We start from the raw sequence: 14,943 nt of genomic DNA on the forward strand, positions 1-14,943 counted from the left end.
GTACGACGGCGCGGGGTGTGCTGCGCGCCTACGCTGATCAGGCCATGAGCAGCGCATCGACACCACCGGACCAAGACCCCCGCCCACCGGCTTCTGAGCCGGACGGCCGAGGGGCCACCCTTCAGCGTGCGGCCGCGGGTGTCCGCGACGGCCTCGGCAGGGCAGGGGCCTTCCTCTCCACACCCGCGGGGCGGACCGAGCCGATCCTGGCCCGGGCGCCCAAGCGCTGGATGCGGTTGCTTCCCCTGATCACCGCGCTGGGGTTCGTGGCGGCACTCATCCCGGTCACCACCCAGGTGCTGTCGAACGACTATGGGGTGAGCGGAGGTCTGGCGGGCGCCTTGGGTGTCGCCCAGGCCGCGCCACTGCTGCTGGCGGTCAGCCGTCCGCTGGCCGCCTGGTGCATCATCATCGTCGCGGACGTCCTCGGGGCGATCGTGACGCTGTCCATGGGGGACGACCGCCCCGCACCGTGGACAGCCATGATCATCGTGGGTTACGTGGTCGTGTGCCTCCTGCTGTCCTTGCGCGAGAGCCGTCGCACCCTCCTGGGGATCTGGCTCGTCACCGTCGTCGTGAGTCTCGTGCTCGGGGCGTTCCGCGACGACGGCAGCCAGGACACGAGCGTGCTACTGATCGTGCTGAGCGGTGTCGCGCTGCTGCTCGGCGCGCTGCTGCGCGAGCGGGGCGACGCGCAGCGCAAGCTCGTCGAGCAGGAGACCATCAGCGAGGCCGAGCGCTCGCAGCGCACCCTCCTCGAGGAACGGGCACGCATCGCCCGGGAGTTGCACGACGTCGTCGCTCACCACATGTCGGTGATCACGGTGCAGGCCGACTCCGCGCCCTACCGCCTCCATGATCTTCCGGACGAGGCGCGCGAGGAGTTCGGAAGCATCGCGGCCAGTGCCCGTGAATCGCTCACCGAGATGCGACGGTTGCTCGCCGTCCTGCGCAGTGAGGACACACCGGGCGAGCGGACTCCGCAGCCGGGGCTCAGCAGGCTGCCGCACCTGGTGGAGGCGACGGTGCGCGCCGGCATACCGATCGACCTGTCACGTCCTGAACTGTCGGTGCTCACACAGCTGGCCGACGTCACCCCGGCGGTCGACCTGTCCGCCTACCGCATCGTGCAGGAGGCCCTGTCGAACGTGATGCGGCACGCGCCGGGAGCGCACACCACCATCACCGTCAGCCTGGACGAGGAGCATCTGCTGCTCCTCGTGGTCAACGGCCCACCCACCGAGACACCCGACTCTTTGGAGCACGGCGGCACAGGTCACGGACTCGTCGGCATGCGCGAACGCGTACGGTTGGTCGGCGGTTCGGTCGACGCCGGGCCGCTGCCCGACGGCGGATTCCGTGTGGCCGCCCAACTCCCACTCCTCAAGAAGGATTCCGGCACCGCATGACCATCCGCGTGATCATCGTCGATGACCAGAACATGGTGCGGGGCGGCTTCGCCGCGCTCCTGGCAGCCCAGAGCGACATCGACGTCGTGGGCGAGGCGCCGAACGGCAAGCTCGGTGTCGAGGTCAGCCGCCAGACCCATCCCGATGTCGTCCTGATGGATGTCCGGATGCCCGACATGGACGGGATCGCCGCGACCCGCGCCCTGCTGGATCCGCCGCCCGGGGTGGTCCATGTGCCAAAGGTCCTGATGCTCACCACCTTCGACGCGGACGACTATGTGTACGAGGCGCTGCGCGCCGGAGCTTCGGGCTTCCTGCTCAAGGACGCCCCGCCGGCCGATCTGATCTCGGCGGTACGCGTGGTGGCGGCCGGTGACGCGTTGCTCGCTCCGTCGGTGACGCGCCGTCTGATCACTGATTTCGCCAAGCAGCGACCGCGCAACGACCAGTCGCCTCGGCTGAATGGTCTGACACCGCGTGAGACCGAGGTATTGGTGCTGATCGCGCGCGGGCTTTCCAACCAGGAGATCGCCGAGCATCTGGTCCTGGCCGAGCAGACCGTGAAGACCCACATCGGCAAGGTGCTGTCCAAACTGGACCTGCGGGACCGTGCGCAGGCCGTGATCTTCGCCTATGAGTCGGGGCTGATCACGCCCGGTGGACAGTAAGCCCCTCTCCCCCGCACACACCGGCGACAGCCCGCTCTCCCCGATACCTCGGTATGAGCTCCACATACCCCGGTATGACCTGCGAGTTGGCTCCCCAGTGTGAGGTGCCGCAGGGCACCGTCTCCCTACTTTTCCCTCGTCACGCCAGAGCGTGCCACGAGATGGGGAGGGAGACGGGCCATGCGCCTTCGTTCTTGGAAAGCCCGCGGAACCCGCAGGAGCTGGAAGACACGCAGCAAGCGGACGCTGATCGCCGCGGCGCTCACGACGACGATCGTGACCGGTACGACCGGCTGGGCGGTCGGCAAGGAACAGCAGCCGATCACGGGCCCACCTCCGGGCACCCATGCCTGGCGCGCGGACCATTCGTGGGGGGTGCGGCTGCCGGATCCGGCGACCACGGCCCCCGCCCAAGTCGCCGCCTTCTTCGACTCGTTGAGCGAGGCGCGGCAGCACGGGCTGGCCGCGCGCCACCCTTCGGTCGTCGGCAATCTGGACGGCGCTCCGATCGCTCTGCGCTTCGAGGCCAACTCCCTCTCCATGAACGCCGAGAAAGCCCGCCAGCAGGCCCGCGAGAGCGACCCGAGCCTCACCGTGCAGGACCACGAGCGAGCCCGTTCCCTGGTCGCACGTTACGAGGAGCTTCTGCGCCCCGGTCGGCAGATACTCGCGTTCGATCCGCGTGGCAGAGGGCAAGTGGGCGAGGTGTACGGCGACTTGACGAGCGCGCGGCACGTGTCTGTTGTCGTGCCGGGATCCGACATCGATTTGAGCAGCTTCGACCGCTCGAACGACGTGTACGGCACTCCGGCCGGGATGGCCCGCTCCCTGCACGCCGAAGCCGGTGACGACACGGCCGTGGTGGCGTGGGTCGGGTACACCACCCCGGTCGGACTCGGCCCCGACGCCGCTACGGGGCGGCTCGCGGAGGCCGGCGCGCCACGGCTCGCCCGGTTCGTGCAGGGTCTGACGGCGTCCGGCACTCCACGCCCCGCCGTGTTCTGCCACAGCTATGGCTCGGTGGTGTGCGGCCTGGCGGCCCCACGGCTGCCGGCGTCCGACCTGGTGGTGCTCGGCTCTCCCGGCATGCGGGCGGACAGCGTGGCCGATCTGCACACCTCCGCCCGCGTGTGGGCGGCCAAGGACGACAGCGACTGGATCGGTGACGTGCCGAACGTCGAGCTGTTCGGTCTCGGCCATGGCGAGGACCCGGCCGATCCCGGCTTCGGTGCCCGCCACGTCCCGGCGGAGCGAGCTAAGGGCCATACCGGTTATTTCGCCCCCGGGACGGACTCCCTCCAGGCCTTCGCCGCCATCGCGGAGGGCGCCACCCCCGACGCTCCGGACCACAGCACCGCGACAAGCGCGGCTGCCGCCGACGCCCGACCCATGGGAGAGCGGTCATGAGCCTCACCCCACTGGCCACCCTGCGCAAGAGCGCGTCGGCGATCGACGCCACGACGCCCGCTCATCGTGACCGGGCCATAGACGGGCTGCGTGCACTGGCCCTCCTCGCCGTGCCGACCGGGCACTGGCTGCTCGGCGGATTCACGCTCGACTCGGGCGGCGCGCTGCACAATGCGAGCCCCCTGGAGTCGTTCGGATTCTTCGCGCCGCTCAGCTGGGTGCTGCAAATGCTCGGCATCTTCTTCCTGGTGGGCGGATATGCCTCCGTCCTGTCTTTCCGCCGGGCGGCGGCACACGGCGAGTCGACGAAGCGCTGGCTCGGCGGGCGGGTGGCACGTCTCGGGCGTCCGGTCCTCGGCGTGACGGCAGTCTGGGCCGCGCTGCTCCCGGTGCTGTACGCGATGGGCGTGCCCGGCACGACGTTGCGCACGGGCTCCACGCTGGTGATACAGCCGCTGTGGTTCGTCGGGATCTATGCGGTGATCACCGCTCTCACGCCCTGGTGCATCGAGGCAGCCGAGCGGTTCGGTGCCTGGGCCGCGGCGCCGCTGCTCGGGTCCGTCGCCGTCGTCGATTTTCTGCGCTACGGCCCGTTCGGCGGGGCCATGCCGTCCTGGCTGAGTCTGCTGAATCTGCTGCCCGGGTGGATGTTCGCCTACCAACTGGGCGTCAGCTGGGGTGAGAAGAAGCTGGGCAGGCGTGGGGCGTGGCTGCTGCTCGCCGGAGGGTCGGCTCTCTTCGCGGTCCTGCTTCTCGTCTTCCACTATCCGGCGTCGATGGTGGGCGTCCCGGGTGAGGCACGGACGAATTCCCACCCCCCGTCCCTGCTGGTCCTGGCGCTGGCCGCCGCGCAGAGCGGTGCGGCGATCCTGCTGCGGGAACGCATCGGCAAGGTGCTGCGCAGGCCCGCCCTGTGGGCGCCGGTGGTCGTGATCAATCTGTCGGCGATGACGATCCTGTGCTGGCATCAGACGGCGATGCTCGCGGCAGCCGTGCCCGGCTCGTTCCTCGGCGGCACGGTGCCGGGGCTGACGGCGGGCCCGGACACCTGGGGCTGGATAGCCGCCCGGGTGGCCTGGCTGCCGGTCTTCGGGATGCTCCTGCTGCTGATAGGCCGCTACACCCGCGGCTTCGAGGCCCCGTGGAAGAGGGCCACACACGCCAGAAGGGCACTCGCCGGACTGCTGGCGGCCGGATTCGCGGTCTTCGCACTGGGGTTGGCGTGAGGGGCGGGCTCGTGTGCGGGGCGTGCGGCCGACGGGCCGCGGGCCCACAGGTGGGTTTCCGGGCGGAGCGGGCGCTGGGAGTGCGGTGGGCGGGGCAGGCGCTGGGAGCCCGCGCGGCGGGCACGCGTCGGGACCCATCAGGCGGGGCACGCGCCGGGAGGCGGCGGGCGGGGCAGGCGCTGGGAGGCCGGTGGGCGAGGCGGGCGCTGGGAGACCGGTGGGCGGGCCGTTGAGGTGGGGGGTGGCCCGCCCGGGGGTGGTGGGGGTGGGGGTTACTCGCGGCCGGCTGAGGTGAAGGTCATGTCGGCGTAGCGGTCGCCGGAGACCTGGGTGGCGATGGGGTTCAGGAGGGCGAGTTCGGAGGGGGTCAGTTCGAGGCGGGTGGCTGCGGCGTTCTCCTGGACGCGGGTGCGCTTGCGGGTGCCGGGGATGGGGACGACGGCGAGGCCGTGGGCCTGGGCCTGCTGTTGGACCCAGGCGAGGGCGATCTGGCCGAGGCTCGCGCCGTGGGCTTCGGCGACGGTGCGGATGGGTTCGAGGAGGGCCGCGTTGGCGGCGGCGTTGTCGCCCGTGAAGCGGGGCTGCTGGCGGCGGAAGTCGTCCGCGCCGAGTTCCTTGTCGGCGCTGACGAACGAGCCGGTGAGAAAGCCGCGGCCGAGCGGGGAGTAGGGGACGAGGGCCACGCCGAGTTCGGCGGCGGCGGGGACGACGCCCTGCTCGATGTCACGGCTGAAGAGGGACCACTCCGACTGGAGGGCGGCGATGGGGTGGACGGCGTGGGCGGCGCGGAGTTCGGGGCCGGTGACTTCGCTGAGGCCGAGGTGCTTGACCTTGCCGGCGGCGACGAGTTCGGCCATCACGCCGACGGTTTCCTCGATCGGAACCTGGGGGTTACGGCGGTGCATGTAGTAGAGGTCGATGACGTCCACGCCGAGGCGTTGGAGGCTGGCGTCGATGCAGGCGCGGATGTAGGCGGGGTCGTTGTTGATGATCCGCTTGGTCGGGTCGTGCGGGTCGATGGCCAGGGCGAACTTGGTGGCGAGGACGACCTCGTCGCGGTGTGCCTTGAGGAAGGGGGAGAGAAACTTCTCGTTCTCGCCGGCGGCATAGGCGTCGGCGGTGTCGTAGAGGGTGACGCCCAGTTCGAGGGCCCGCTCCAGGGTCGCGCGGGCCTCGTCGGCGTCGGTGGGGCCGTAGGCGAAGCTCATGCCCATGCAGCCGAGCCCCTGGACGCCGACTTCGGGACCGTCCGTCCCGAGCTGCACCGTGGCGATGCGCTCGGGGGTCGCGCCGGTGGTGGTGGGGGACGCGGCGGGCGCGGGGGTCTTGGGGGTTTCTGCGGTCATCGGTGTCAGAGCCTCTCCGGCGCCGGGCGGGCGTCAGCGTAGAAGTTGATCTTGTAGTCGAGTACGGCGAGCGTGTCCTGGAGTTCCGCTATGCGGGTACGGACGTCGCGGCGGGTCTGCTCCAGGAGCTCGTGGCGCTCGGTGAAGGTGTGGTCGCCCTCGCGGACCAGTTCGGCGTAGCGGACCATGTCCGCCACCGGCATGCCGGTGAGGCGGAGTTTGCCGACGAAGGCGAGCCAGTCCAGGTCGCGGTTGCGGTAGCGGCGCTGGCCCGTGTGGGAGCGGTCGATGTGGGGCATCAGGCCGATTCGCTCGTACCAGCGCAGGGTGTGGGCGGTCAGACCGATGAAGGCGACGACCTCGCTGATCGTGTAGTGGTCCTGCCCGTTCGGGCGGGGATGCGTGGTGGGTGCCGAGGCACAGGCGTCAGCTCCCGTGGCTGTGCCCATGCCCGTGTCTGTGCCTGTGCCCGTACCGGTGCCAGGGCCGGTGTCGGCACCGGGGGGCGGGGCCGGTGGGGTGGTTTGCGTGGCGCCCTTGGTGCGGGTGGTCTCCGTCTCCATCACCGTCATGACCACCACGCTAGAACCTTGGAGTGCGCTCCAAGCAAGCAGAACCAGGAGGGAATGCAGGGGAGGGCAGAAATATGTGGCGCAGGGAGGTCTGTCTCCGGAAGCGCAGGGGCGTCCTCGGAAAGAAGCGCAGGGGCGTCCTCGGAAATCGGAGGACGGGGCGCGGGGCGGTGACTAGCGTGCCGATCATGAGTGTTGTGCGTCGTGCCACGCCTGATGATGCCGAGGAGCTGATCAGGTTGCGGCAGGTGATGATCGATTCGTTGTTCGCCACCGGTTCGGCGGCGGCTGCCGAGTCCGACACCGGCTGGCACGCCGAGTCGCTCGCCGTCGTCCGGAACAAGCTGGCCGATCCGGACGGAGACTTCGCCGCCTTCGTCGTCGACCGGCCGGTTCAGCCTGAGCCTTCACAGGGGTCGGGTCAGCCGGAGCCTTCCGAGCAGTCGCGGAGGCTTGCGGCGCTGGTGGTGGGGACGCTGGACTATCGCATCGGGCGGGCGGGGAATCCGCGGGGTGTCATCGGGCATGTGTTCAGCGTCGCCACCGATCCGGATCAGCGGCGGCGTGGGTATGCGCGGGCCGGTATGGAGGCGCTTCTCGGCTGGTTCCGGGAGCGTGGTGCGGGGAGTGTGGAACTCAACGCGTCGGCGGAGGCGGAGCCGTTGTACGCCTCGCTCGGCTTCGTGCGCAAGCCTGACCCCTCGATGCGGCTGAGGCTGTAGGGCGCTTAGGCTCGTACACATGCAGAGCCTGGCGTTGATCGAGAACTGGCCGGTCCCCACCGCTGCCGCCGCCGTCGTGCGTGCGGATGGCACCGTGGTCGGGGCGCACGGGCCCACGGGGCACCGTTTCGCGCTCGCTTCGGTCACCAAGCCGTTGGCGGCGTACGCGGTGCTCGTGGCGTACGAGGAAGGGGCCGTCGAGCTCGATGAGCCCGCCGGGCCCGAGGGGTCGACCGTGCGGCATCTGCTGGCGCACACCAGTGGGCTGGCGTTCGACGAGCACCGGGTGACGGCGCCCGCCGGGACGCGGCGGTTGTACTCGAACGCGGGGTTCGAGGTGCTCGGGGATCACATCGCCAAGGCGACGGAGATTCCCTTCGGAGAGTATCTGCGGCAGGCCGTGCTGGAGCCGCTGGGGATGACGTCCACCTCGCTCGACGGAGGGGCTTCGCCCGCCAAGGACGGGGTGTCCACCGTCGACGACCTGGTGAGGTTCGCCGCCGAGGTGCAGGCGCCGCGGTTGCTGGATCCGCGGACGGTGGGCGAGGCGATGTCGGTGGCGTATCCGGGGCTGAAGGGTGTGCTTCCCGGGTACGGGCATCAGAGTCCCAACGACTGGGGGCTCGGGTTCGAGATCCGGGACTCGAAGTCGCCGCACTGGACCGGGAGTTCGTCTTCGCCTCGGACCTTTGGGCACTTCGGGCAGGCCGGGACGTTCCTCTGGGTCGATCCTGATGCGGGGGCGGCGTGTGTGGCTCTCGCGGATCGGGCGTTCGGGCCGTGGGCTGTGGAGGCTTGGCCTCCGTTCACTGATGCGGTGTTGGCTGAGCTCTGAGGGGCGCTCGCGCTGTGCGGGGGCTGGTGGCTTCGTCCTTGCCCTGCCTTGGGCCGTGCCCCGCGGTGCGGTTGCCGCAGGGAGCGGTTCCGCGGCCCAGCGAGAGCGATTCCGCGGCCCGGCGAGAGCGGTTCCGCGGCCCGGCGGGAGCGGTTCCGCGGCCCGGCGGGAGCGGGGTGCCGCCGCTGTGCCCACCCGTGCCGCCCCAGCGGCACGACTGCCCACAGCGACGACAGCGCGGGGCCCCGCCCGCAGCACCCCGTGCACCCTCAGCCCCCGCACCCCCGCGCACCTCAATCCCCCGCACCCCCCGTCATCTCCCACACCAGTAGTTCCGCTCCTGTGCCCTCTCCCGTGGCCAGCGCCTCCAGGGATTGTTCGGACGTGATTCTGGCCGCGTCTCCCGGGGTCAGGAGTTCGGGGCCCAGGGTCACTTCGCCTCGGACCACGTGGACGTAGGCCAGGGGGGCGTCCGGGATCGCGGTGCGTTCGCCCGGGGTGAGGCGGCGGACGTGGAGGAGGGCGCCCGCCGCCGGGACCGCGTACGGGGTGGAGTCCGCGATGCCGTGGACCACCTCGTAGGACGGTTCTCCGCCCGGGGTCAGCGGGGAGAGCCACATCTGGACGAAGGTCAGGGGCTCGGCCCCGTCGTTGCGTTCGACGTGCCGGACGCCGCCCGCCGCGCTCAGGTGCTGGACGTCCCCGGGGCGCACCACCGACGCGTGGCCCGTGGTGTCGCGGTGGGTGAGCTCGCCCTCCACCACCCAGGTCACGATCTCGGTGTGGCTGTGCGGGTGTTCGTCGAAGCCCGCGCCGGGTGCGAGACGCTCTTCGTTGCAGGCCAGGACCGCGCCGAAGCGGAGGTTGTCCGGGTCGTAGTGCGGCCCGAAGGAGAAGGCGTGGAAGGTCTCGACACCGGCGCCGGGCTCCCCGCCGCGGTACCGATCGCTGGAGCGCCGTACATCAATCACACACCCCACGTTAGACCCGGCACCGCACGTCCCCGTCCCGATAAGGCAGTCTTGTCCCCGTGCCCGAACCCTCTGCGAACGAAGCCCGCCCGGACGCCCAGCAGGCAGCCCACGAGGAAGCCGCGCGCCATGAGGAAGCCGCCCGCCAGGACGCGCACCGGAAGGCTCACGCGCACTCAGCCACGCTGAAGCGCCTGGAGCAGTCATCCGGCAGCCTCGCCGCGCAGGCCATCGCGCGCATGGACGAGACGCTGTCCTGGTACCGGGCCATGCCACCGGAGAACCGCTCCTGGATCGGCCTGGTGGCGCAGGCCGGCATCGCCGCCTTCACCGAGTGGTTCCGCCATCCCGACGCGCCCCAGGCCATCTCCACCGACGTCTTCGGGACCGCCCCGCGCGAGCTGACCAGGGCGATCACCCTGCGCCAGACCGTGGAGATGGTGCGGACGACGATCGAGGTGATGGAGTCCGCGATCGACGAGGTCGCGGCGCCGGGAGACGAGTCCGTCCTGCGCGAGGCGCTCCTCGTCTACGCCCGCGAGATCGCCTTCGCCACGGCCCAGGTCTACGCCCAGGCGGCCGAGGCACGCGGTGCCTGGGACGCCCGGCTCGAATCGCTCGTCGTGAACGCCGTGCTCTCCGGGGAGGCCGACGAGGGGGCGGTCAGCAGGGCCGCCGCGCTCGGCTGGAACTCCCCCGAGCACGTCTGCGTCGTCCTCGGCACCGCGCCCGACGGCGACAGCGAGCTGACCGTCGAGGCCATCCGCCGCGCCGCGCGGCACACCAAGCTCCAGGTCCTCACCGGTGTGCTCGGCGACCGTCTCGTCGTCATCGCGGGCGGCAGCGACAATCCGTTGCAGGTCGCCAAGGGTCTGATCGGCCCGTACGCGGCCGGTCCCGTCGTCGCCGGGCCCGTCGTCCCCGACCTGCTCGCCGCCACCCGGTCCGCCCAGGCGGCGGCCGCCGGACTCAAGGCGTGCGCCGCCTGGCAGGACGCCCCGCGGCCCGTCCTGGCGGACGATCTCCTGCCGGAGCGCGCCATCGCGAGCGATCCCGCCGCGCGCGAGCAGTTGGTGGAGGAGATCTACAGACCACTGGAGGAAGCGGGCTCGGCACTCCTGGAGACGCTCAGCGTCTATCTGGAACAGGCCAGCAGCCTCGAAGGCGCCGCCCGGATGCTCTTCGTGCACCCCAACACCGTGCGCTACCGGCTGCGACGTGTGACAGACGTCACCGGCTGGTCGCCCTCGGACGTACGTTCAGCATTCACGCTGCGGATCGCGCTGATCCTGGGACGTCTGGCCGACGGAGATCTCCAACCGTAGCGTTTTGTCGGGCCCCTACAATTCCCCCAGCGGTTCTTCGTCCCTGTCCCCACGGGCGGCTTCCACCGTCCACAAGAGAGAGTGTGAGAGTGCTCGTACTCGTCGCTCCCGGCCAAGGCGCTCAGACGCCCGGCTTCCTGACTCCCTGGCTCGATCTCCCCGGTGCGGCCGACCGCATCGGCGCGTGGTCGGACGCCATCGGGCTCGACCTTGCCCACTACGGCACCCAGGCCGACGCGGACGCGATCCGCGACACCGCGGTGGCCCAGCCGCTCCTCGTGGCGGCGGGCCTGCTCTCCGCCGCGGCACTGGGTGACGCGCTGGCCGCGAACCGGCCCGGCGCGGTCGCGGGGCACAGCGTCGGCGAGATCACCGCGGCCGCTCTCGCGGGCGTGCTCAGCGACGACGCGGCACTGCGCCTCGTCCGCACCCGGGGTCTGGCCATGGCCGACGCCGCGGCGGTCACGGAGACCGGCATGGCGGCGCTGCTCGGCGGCGACCCCGAGGTCACCATCCCGCACCTGGAGAAGCTCGGCCTGACGCCGGCGAACGTGAACGGCGCGGGCCAGATCGTCGCCGCGGGCACCGCGGAGCAGATCGCGGCGCTCGCCGACGACAAGCCCGAGGGCGTACGCCGCGTCGTACCGTTGAAGGTGGCGGGCGCGTTCCACACGCACCACATGGCTCCCGCGGTCACCACGCTCGAAGAGGCCGCCAAGGCCCTCGACCCGGCCGACCCGCAGCTGACGTACGTCTCGAACCGCGACGGCCAGGCCGTGGCGACCGGCGCGGACGTCGTGTCCCGCCTGGTCGGCCAGGTGGCCAACCCCGTGCGCTGGGACCTGTGCATGGAGACGTTCCAGGGGCTCGGTGCCACGGCGATGGTCGAGCTGTGCCCCGGCGGCACGCTGACCGGTCTCGCCAAGCGCGCCCTGCCCGGCGTGCGGACGGTGGCCCTCAAGACGCCCGACGACCTCGACGCAGCTCGTGAGCTCATCGCCGACACCGCATCCGCCGCCGACGCGGCGGGTGCCTGAGAAGGAGCCAGGAGAGCATGTCGAAGATCAAGCCCAGTAAGGGCGCCCCGTACGCGCGCATCATGGGTGTCGGCGGCTACCGCCCCACCCGTGTCGTGCCCAACGAGGTGATCCTCGAGACGATCGACTCGTCCGACGAGTGGATCCGCTCCCGCTCCGGCATCGCGACCCGCCACTGGGCTTCCGACGAGGAGACCGTGGCCGCGATGTCCGTCGAGGCTTCCGGCAAGGCGATCGCCGACGCGGGCATCACCCCGGAGCAGATCGGCGCGGTCGTCGTCTCGACCGTCTCGCACTTCAAGCAGACCCCGGCCATCGCGACCGAGATCGCGGACAAGATCGGCGCGGGCAAGCCGGCCGCCTTCGACATCTCCGCCGGCTGCGCGGGCTTCGGCTACGGCCTGACGCTCGCCAAGGGCATGATCGTCGAGGGTTCCGCGGAGTACGTCCTGGTCATCGGCGTCGAGCGGCTGAGCGACCTGACCGACCTGGAGGACCGCGCGACGGCCTTCCTGTTCGGTGACGGCGCGGGCGCCGTGATCGTCGGCCCGTCGCAGGAGCCGGAGATCGGCCCCACCGTCTGGGGCAGCGAGGGCGACAAGTCCGAGACGATCAAGCAGACCGTGGCGTGGAACGACCTCCACGTCGGCGACGTCTCGAAGCTGCCGCTCGACAGCAAGGGCAACATCAAGTTCCCTGCGATCACGCAGGAGGGCCAGGCGGTCTTCCGCTGGGCCGTGTTCGAGATGGCGAAGGTCGCCCAGCAGGCGCTGGACGCGGCCGGAATCACCGCGGACGACCTGGATGTCTTCATCCCGCATCAGGCCAACGAGCGGATCATCGACTCGATGGTGAAGACTCTGAAACTGCCGGAACACGTCACGGTCGCGCGTGACGTGCGCACCACCGGCAACACGTCGGCAGCCTCGATCCCGCTCGCGATGGAGCGGCTCCTGGCGACCGGCGAGGCGAAGAGCGGCGACACCGCGCTCGTCATCGGCTTCGGGGCGGGTCTCGTGTACGCCGCCACGGTCGTTACCCTCCCCTAGGCATCCCGTCCGGATCACCCGGTCCGTACGGCGTAACCAACCTGCCGCTGCCGCGGCGGGCGCCACACCCTCTGGATACATAGAAGGAGCGCCAACATGGCCGCCACTCAGGAAGAGATCGTCGCCGGTCTCGCCGAGATCGTGAACGAGATCGCCGGCATCCCGGTCGAGGACGTCCAGCTGGACAAGTCCTTCACCGACGACCTGGACGTCGACTCGCTGTCCATGGTCGAGGTCGTCGTCGCCGCCGAAGAGCGCTTCGACGTCAAGATCCCCGACGACGACGTCAAGAACCTCAAGACGGTCGGCGACGCGACCAGCTACATCCTCAAGCACCAGGCCTGACCAGGCTGCTCTGCTGTCGCCACCCGGCGGTGGCGCCGCTGATCCCCTCAACACCGTGGAGAAATTTCCTGTGAACTCGACCAATCGCACCGTGGTCGTCACCGGTATCGGCGCAACCACACCGCTGGGTGGCGACGCAGCTTCGACCTGGGAAGGTCTGCTCGCGGGCCGTTCCGGCGTCCGTCTCCTCGAGCAGGACTGGGCCGCCGAGCTTCCGGTCCGCATCGCGGGCCAGATCGCGGTCGAGCCCGGCGAGGTGCTGCCCCGTCCGCAGGCCCGCAAGCTGGACCGCTCGGCGCAGTTCGCGCTGATCGCCGCCAAGGAGGCCTGGGCCGACGCGGGGTACACCGCGAAGGCCGGCGAGGACACCTCCGTGGACCCGCACCGCCTCGGCGCGGTCATCGCCTCCGGCATCGGCGGCGTGACGACCCTGCTCGACCAGTACGACGTGCTCAAGGAGAAGGGCGTACGCCGCGTCTCCCCGCACACCGTGCCGATGCTCATGCCCAACTCCCCGGCGGCCAACGTCGGCATCGAGCTGGGCGCCCACGCGGGTGTGCACACCCCCGTGTCGGCCTGCGCCTCGGGCGCCGAGGCCATCGGCTACGCGATCGAGATGATCCGCACCGGCCGCGCCGACGTCGTCGTCGCGGGTGGCACGGAGGCGGCGATCCACCCGCTGCCGATCGTCGCGTTCGGCAACATGATGGCGATGTCCAAGAACAACGACGACCCGGCGGGCGCCTCGCGCCCCTACGACGTCGACCGCAACGGCTTCGTGCTCGGCGAGGGCGCCGGCGTGATCGTCCTGGAGTCCGAGGAGCACGCCAAGGCCCGCGGCGCGAAGATCTACGCGGAGGCCGTCGGCCAGGGCATCTCGGCCGACGCCCACCACATCACGCAGCCCGAGCCCTCCGGCAACGGCATCGCCGCGGCGCTCCAGAACCTCATCGACGGCACGGACCTCAAGCCCGCCGAGATCGTGCACGTGAACGCGCACGCGACCTCGACGCCGCAGGGTGACGTCGCCGAGATCAAGGCGCTGCGCAAGGCCTTCGGCGACGACGTCGACCACATGGCGATCGCCAGCACCAAGTCGATGACCGGTCACCTGCTCGGTGGCGCGGGCGGCGTGGAGACCGTGGCCACGGTCCTCGCGCTGAAGAACCGCGTGGCCCCGCCGACGATCAACATCGAGAACCTCGACCCCGAGGTCGACGCGGACGTCATCCGCGACGAGCCCCGCGCGCTGCCCGAGGGCAGGATCGCGGCGCTGAACGACTCGTTCGGCTTCGGCGGCCACAACGTGGTGCTCGCGTTCAGGACCGTCTGAGCGTCTGAGCATCCGCTCGTACGTGACGAAGGGCCCCCACCGTGCGGTGGGGGCCCTTCGTCGTGCGTGCCGGGCGCCGCGGGCCGGGGGCCGGGCGCCGGAAGTGCGTCAGACCACCTGGTGCAGCCACCGCACGGGGGCGCCCTCGCCCGCGTACCGGAAAGGCTCCAGTTCGTCGTCCCAGGGCTTGCCGAGGAGCTTGGCCAGCTCGGCCTCCAGGTCGCTCTCGCCGCGCTGGGAGCGGGCCAGTGCGGCCCGCAGACGGTCCTCCGGGATCAGGATGTCGCCGTGGATCCCGGTGACCGCGTGGAAGATGCCGAGTTCGGGGGTGGCGCTGTACCGCTCGCCCTCGGCCGTGGGGCACGGCTCGGACGTGACCTCGAAGCGCAGCAGCTGCCAGCCGCGCAGGGCGGACGCGAGTTTGGACGCGGTGCCCACCGAGCCGCGCCAGGAGAACTCGGATCTCCAGCTGCCGGGCGCCGCGGGCTGCCTGATCCAGTCGAGGTTGACGCGCGCGCCGAGTACGCCCGCGACTGCCCATTCGACGTGCGGACACAGCGCGCGCGGTGCGGAGTGCACGTAAAGAACTCCACGTGTCGTCACCGGGACCTCCAGTGTGGGTCGAGGTTCGCCTTCCCCAGCGGCCTCGCGCCCGTGCCGAGCGTTGTCGCCCTGAATTCGGAAACTCCCGAAAACGG

Annotated in this window: 15 protein-coding genes; 11 read left to right on the top strand and 4 right to left on the bottom strand. The window is 70.9% G+C overall.

From position 1 onward, the window contains the following. Positions 1–44 precede the first annotated feature (44 nt). From QBL25_RS14785 to QBL25_RS14800, 4 genes are all read left to right on the top strand, one after another. Positions 45–1,409 (top strand): sensor histidine kinase, encoded by a 1,365-nt coding sequence (locus QBL25_RS14785; protein WP_409057499.1) that lies wholly within the window; start codon positions 45–47, stop codon positions 1,407–1,409. Further along, positions 1,406–2,077, top strand: coding sequence for a response regulator (locus QBL25_RS14790; RefSeq protein WP_409057500.1), 672 nt, complete (start codon positions 1,406–1,408; stop codon positions 2,075–2,077). The genes QBL25_RS14785 and QBL25_RS14790 overlap by 4 nt, the downstream gene beginning before the upstream one ends. Positions 2,078–2,257: 180 nt before the next feature. Then, entirely contained in the window at positions 2,258–3,484 is a 1,227-nt protein-coding gene (locus QBL25_RS14795) for an alpha/beta hydrolase (RefSeq protein ID WP_409057501.1), read from the top strand. Continuing rightward, positions 3,481–4,710 (top strand): acyltransferase family protein, encoded by a 1,230-nt coding sequence (locus QBL25_RS14800; protein WP_409057502.1) that lies wholly within the window; start codon positions 3,481–3,483, stop codon positions 4,708–4,710. Before QBL25_RS14795 ends, QBL25_RS14800 begins: the two co-directional genes overlap by 4 nt. Positions 4,711–4,982: 272 nt before the next feature. On the opposite strand, the gene QBL25_RS14805 is transcribed toward QBL25_RS14800, so the two are convergent. Together QBL25_RS14805 and QBL25_RS14810 are read right to left on the bottom strand one after the other, a co-directional pair. Beyond that, the gene (locus tag QBL25_RS14805; protein ID WP_409057503.1) at positions 4,983–6,056 is read right to left on the bottom strand and encodes an aldo/keto reductase; all 1,074 of its coding nucleotides are present in this window, start codon (positions 6,054–6,056) and stop codon (positions 4,983–4,985) included. Positions 6,057–6,061: 5 nt separating this feature from the next. Then, positions 6,062–6,505, bottom strand: coding sequence for a MerR family transcriptional regulator (locus QBL25_RS14810; protein WP_409062656.1), 444 nt, complete (start codon positions 6,503–6,505; stop codon positions 6,062–6,064). A gap of 311 nt (positions 6,506–6,816) precedes the next feature. On the opposite strand from QBL25_RS14810, the gene QBL25_RS14815 reads away from it, so the two are divergent. Both QBL25_RS14815 and QBL25_RS14820 read left to right on the top strand, forming a co-directional pair. Continuing rightward, positions 6,817–7,350, top strand: coding sequence for a GNAT family N-acetyltransferase (locus tag QBL25_RS14815; protein WP_409057504.1), 534 nt, complete (start codon positions 6,817–6,819; stop codon positions 7,348–7,350). Positions 7,351–7,369: 19 nt separating this feature from the next. Continuing rightward, on the top strand, positions 7,370–8,185 hold the full coding sequence (locus QBL25_RS14820) for a serine hydrolase domain-containing protein (RefSeq protein WP_409057505.1): 816 nt from the start codon (positions 7,370–7,372) through the stop codon (positions 8,183–8,185). Positions 8,186–8,478: 293 nt separating this feature from the next. Here the strand turns inward: QBL25_RS14820 and QBL25_RS14825 are convergent, their stop codons facing one another. Further along, positions 8,479–9,156, bottom strand: coding sequence for a pirin family protein (locus tag QBL25_RS14825; protein WP_409057506.1), 678 nt, complete (start codon positions 9,154–9,156; stop codon positions 8,479–8,481). A 185-nt stretch (positions 9,157–9,341) separates the two neighbouring features. Here QBL25_RS14825 and fasR point away from each other — a divergent pair, with 185 nt between their 5' ends. From fasR to fabF, 5 genes are all read left to right on the top strand, one after another. After that, positions 9,342–10,481: a fatty acid biosynthesis transcriptional regulator FasR gene (fasR, locus tag QBL25_RS14830; protein ID WP_409062657.1), complete on the top strand. Its 1,140-nt coding sequence runs from the start codon at positions 9,342–9,344 to the stop codon at positions 10,479–10,481. 89 nt (positions 10,482–10,570) lie between these two features. Continuing rightward, a complete protein-coding gene (locus QBL25_RS14835) occupies positions 10,571–11,518 on the top strand; it encodes an ACP S-malonyltransferase (RefSeq protein WP_409057507.1) in 948 nt (315 codons plus the stop codon). Positions 11,519–11,535: 17 nt separating this feature from the next. Further along, positions 11,536–12,567 (top strand): ketoacyl-ACP synthase III, encoded by a 1,032-nt coding sequence (locus QBL25_RS14840; RefSeq protein ID WP_409057508.1) that lies wholly within the window; start codon positions 11,536–11,538, stop codon positions 12,565–12,567. 96 nt (positions 12,568–12,663) lie between these two features. Continuing rightward, positions 12,664–12,912: an acyl carrier protein gene (locus QBL25_RS14845; RefSeq protein WP_160504853.1), complete on the top strand. Its 249-nt coding sequence runs from the start codon at positions 12,664–12,666 to the stop codon at positions 12,910–12,912. 70 nt (positions 12,913–12,982) lie between these two features. Further along, a complete protein-coding gene (fabF, locus tag QBL25_RS14850) occupies positions 12,983–14,245 on the top strand; it encodes a beta-ketoacyl-ACP synthase II (RefSeq protein ID WP_409057509.1) in 1,263 nt (420 codons plus the stop codon). A gap of 108 nt (positions 14,246–14,353) precedes the next feature. Here the strand turns inward: fabF and QBL25_RS14855 are convergent, their stop codons facing one another. Further along, positions 14,354–14,848, bottom strand: coding sequence for a DUF3145 domain-containing protein (locus tag QBL25_RS14855; RefSeq protein ID WP_361827740.1), 495 nt, complete (start codon positions 14,846–14,848; stop codon positions 14,354–14,356). Positions 14,849–14,943 lie beyond the last annotated feature (95 nt).

Origin of the sequence: Streptomyces sp. SYP-A7185, assembly GCF_046103685.1 — a bacterium.
In the GTDB taxonomy this organism is placed as follows: Bacteria; Actinomycetota; Actinomycetes; order Streptomycetales; family Streptomycetaceae; genus Streptomyces.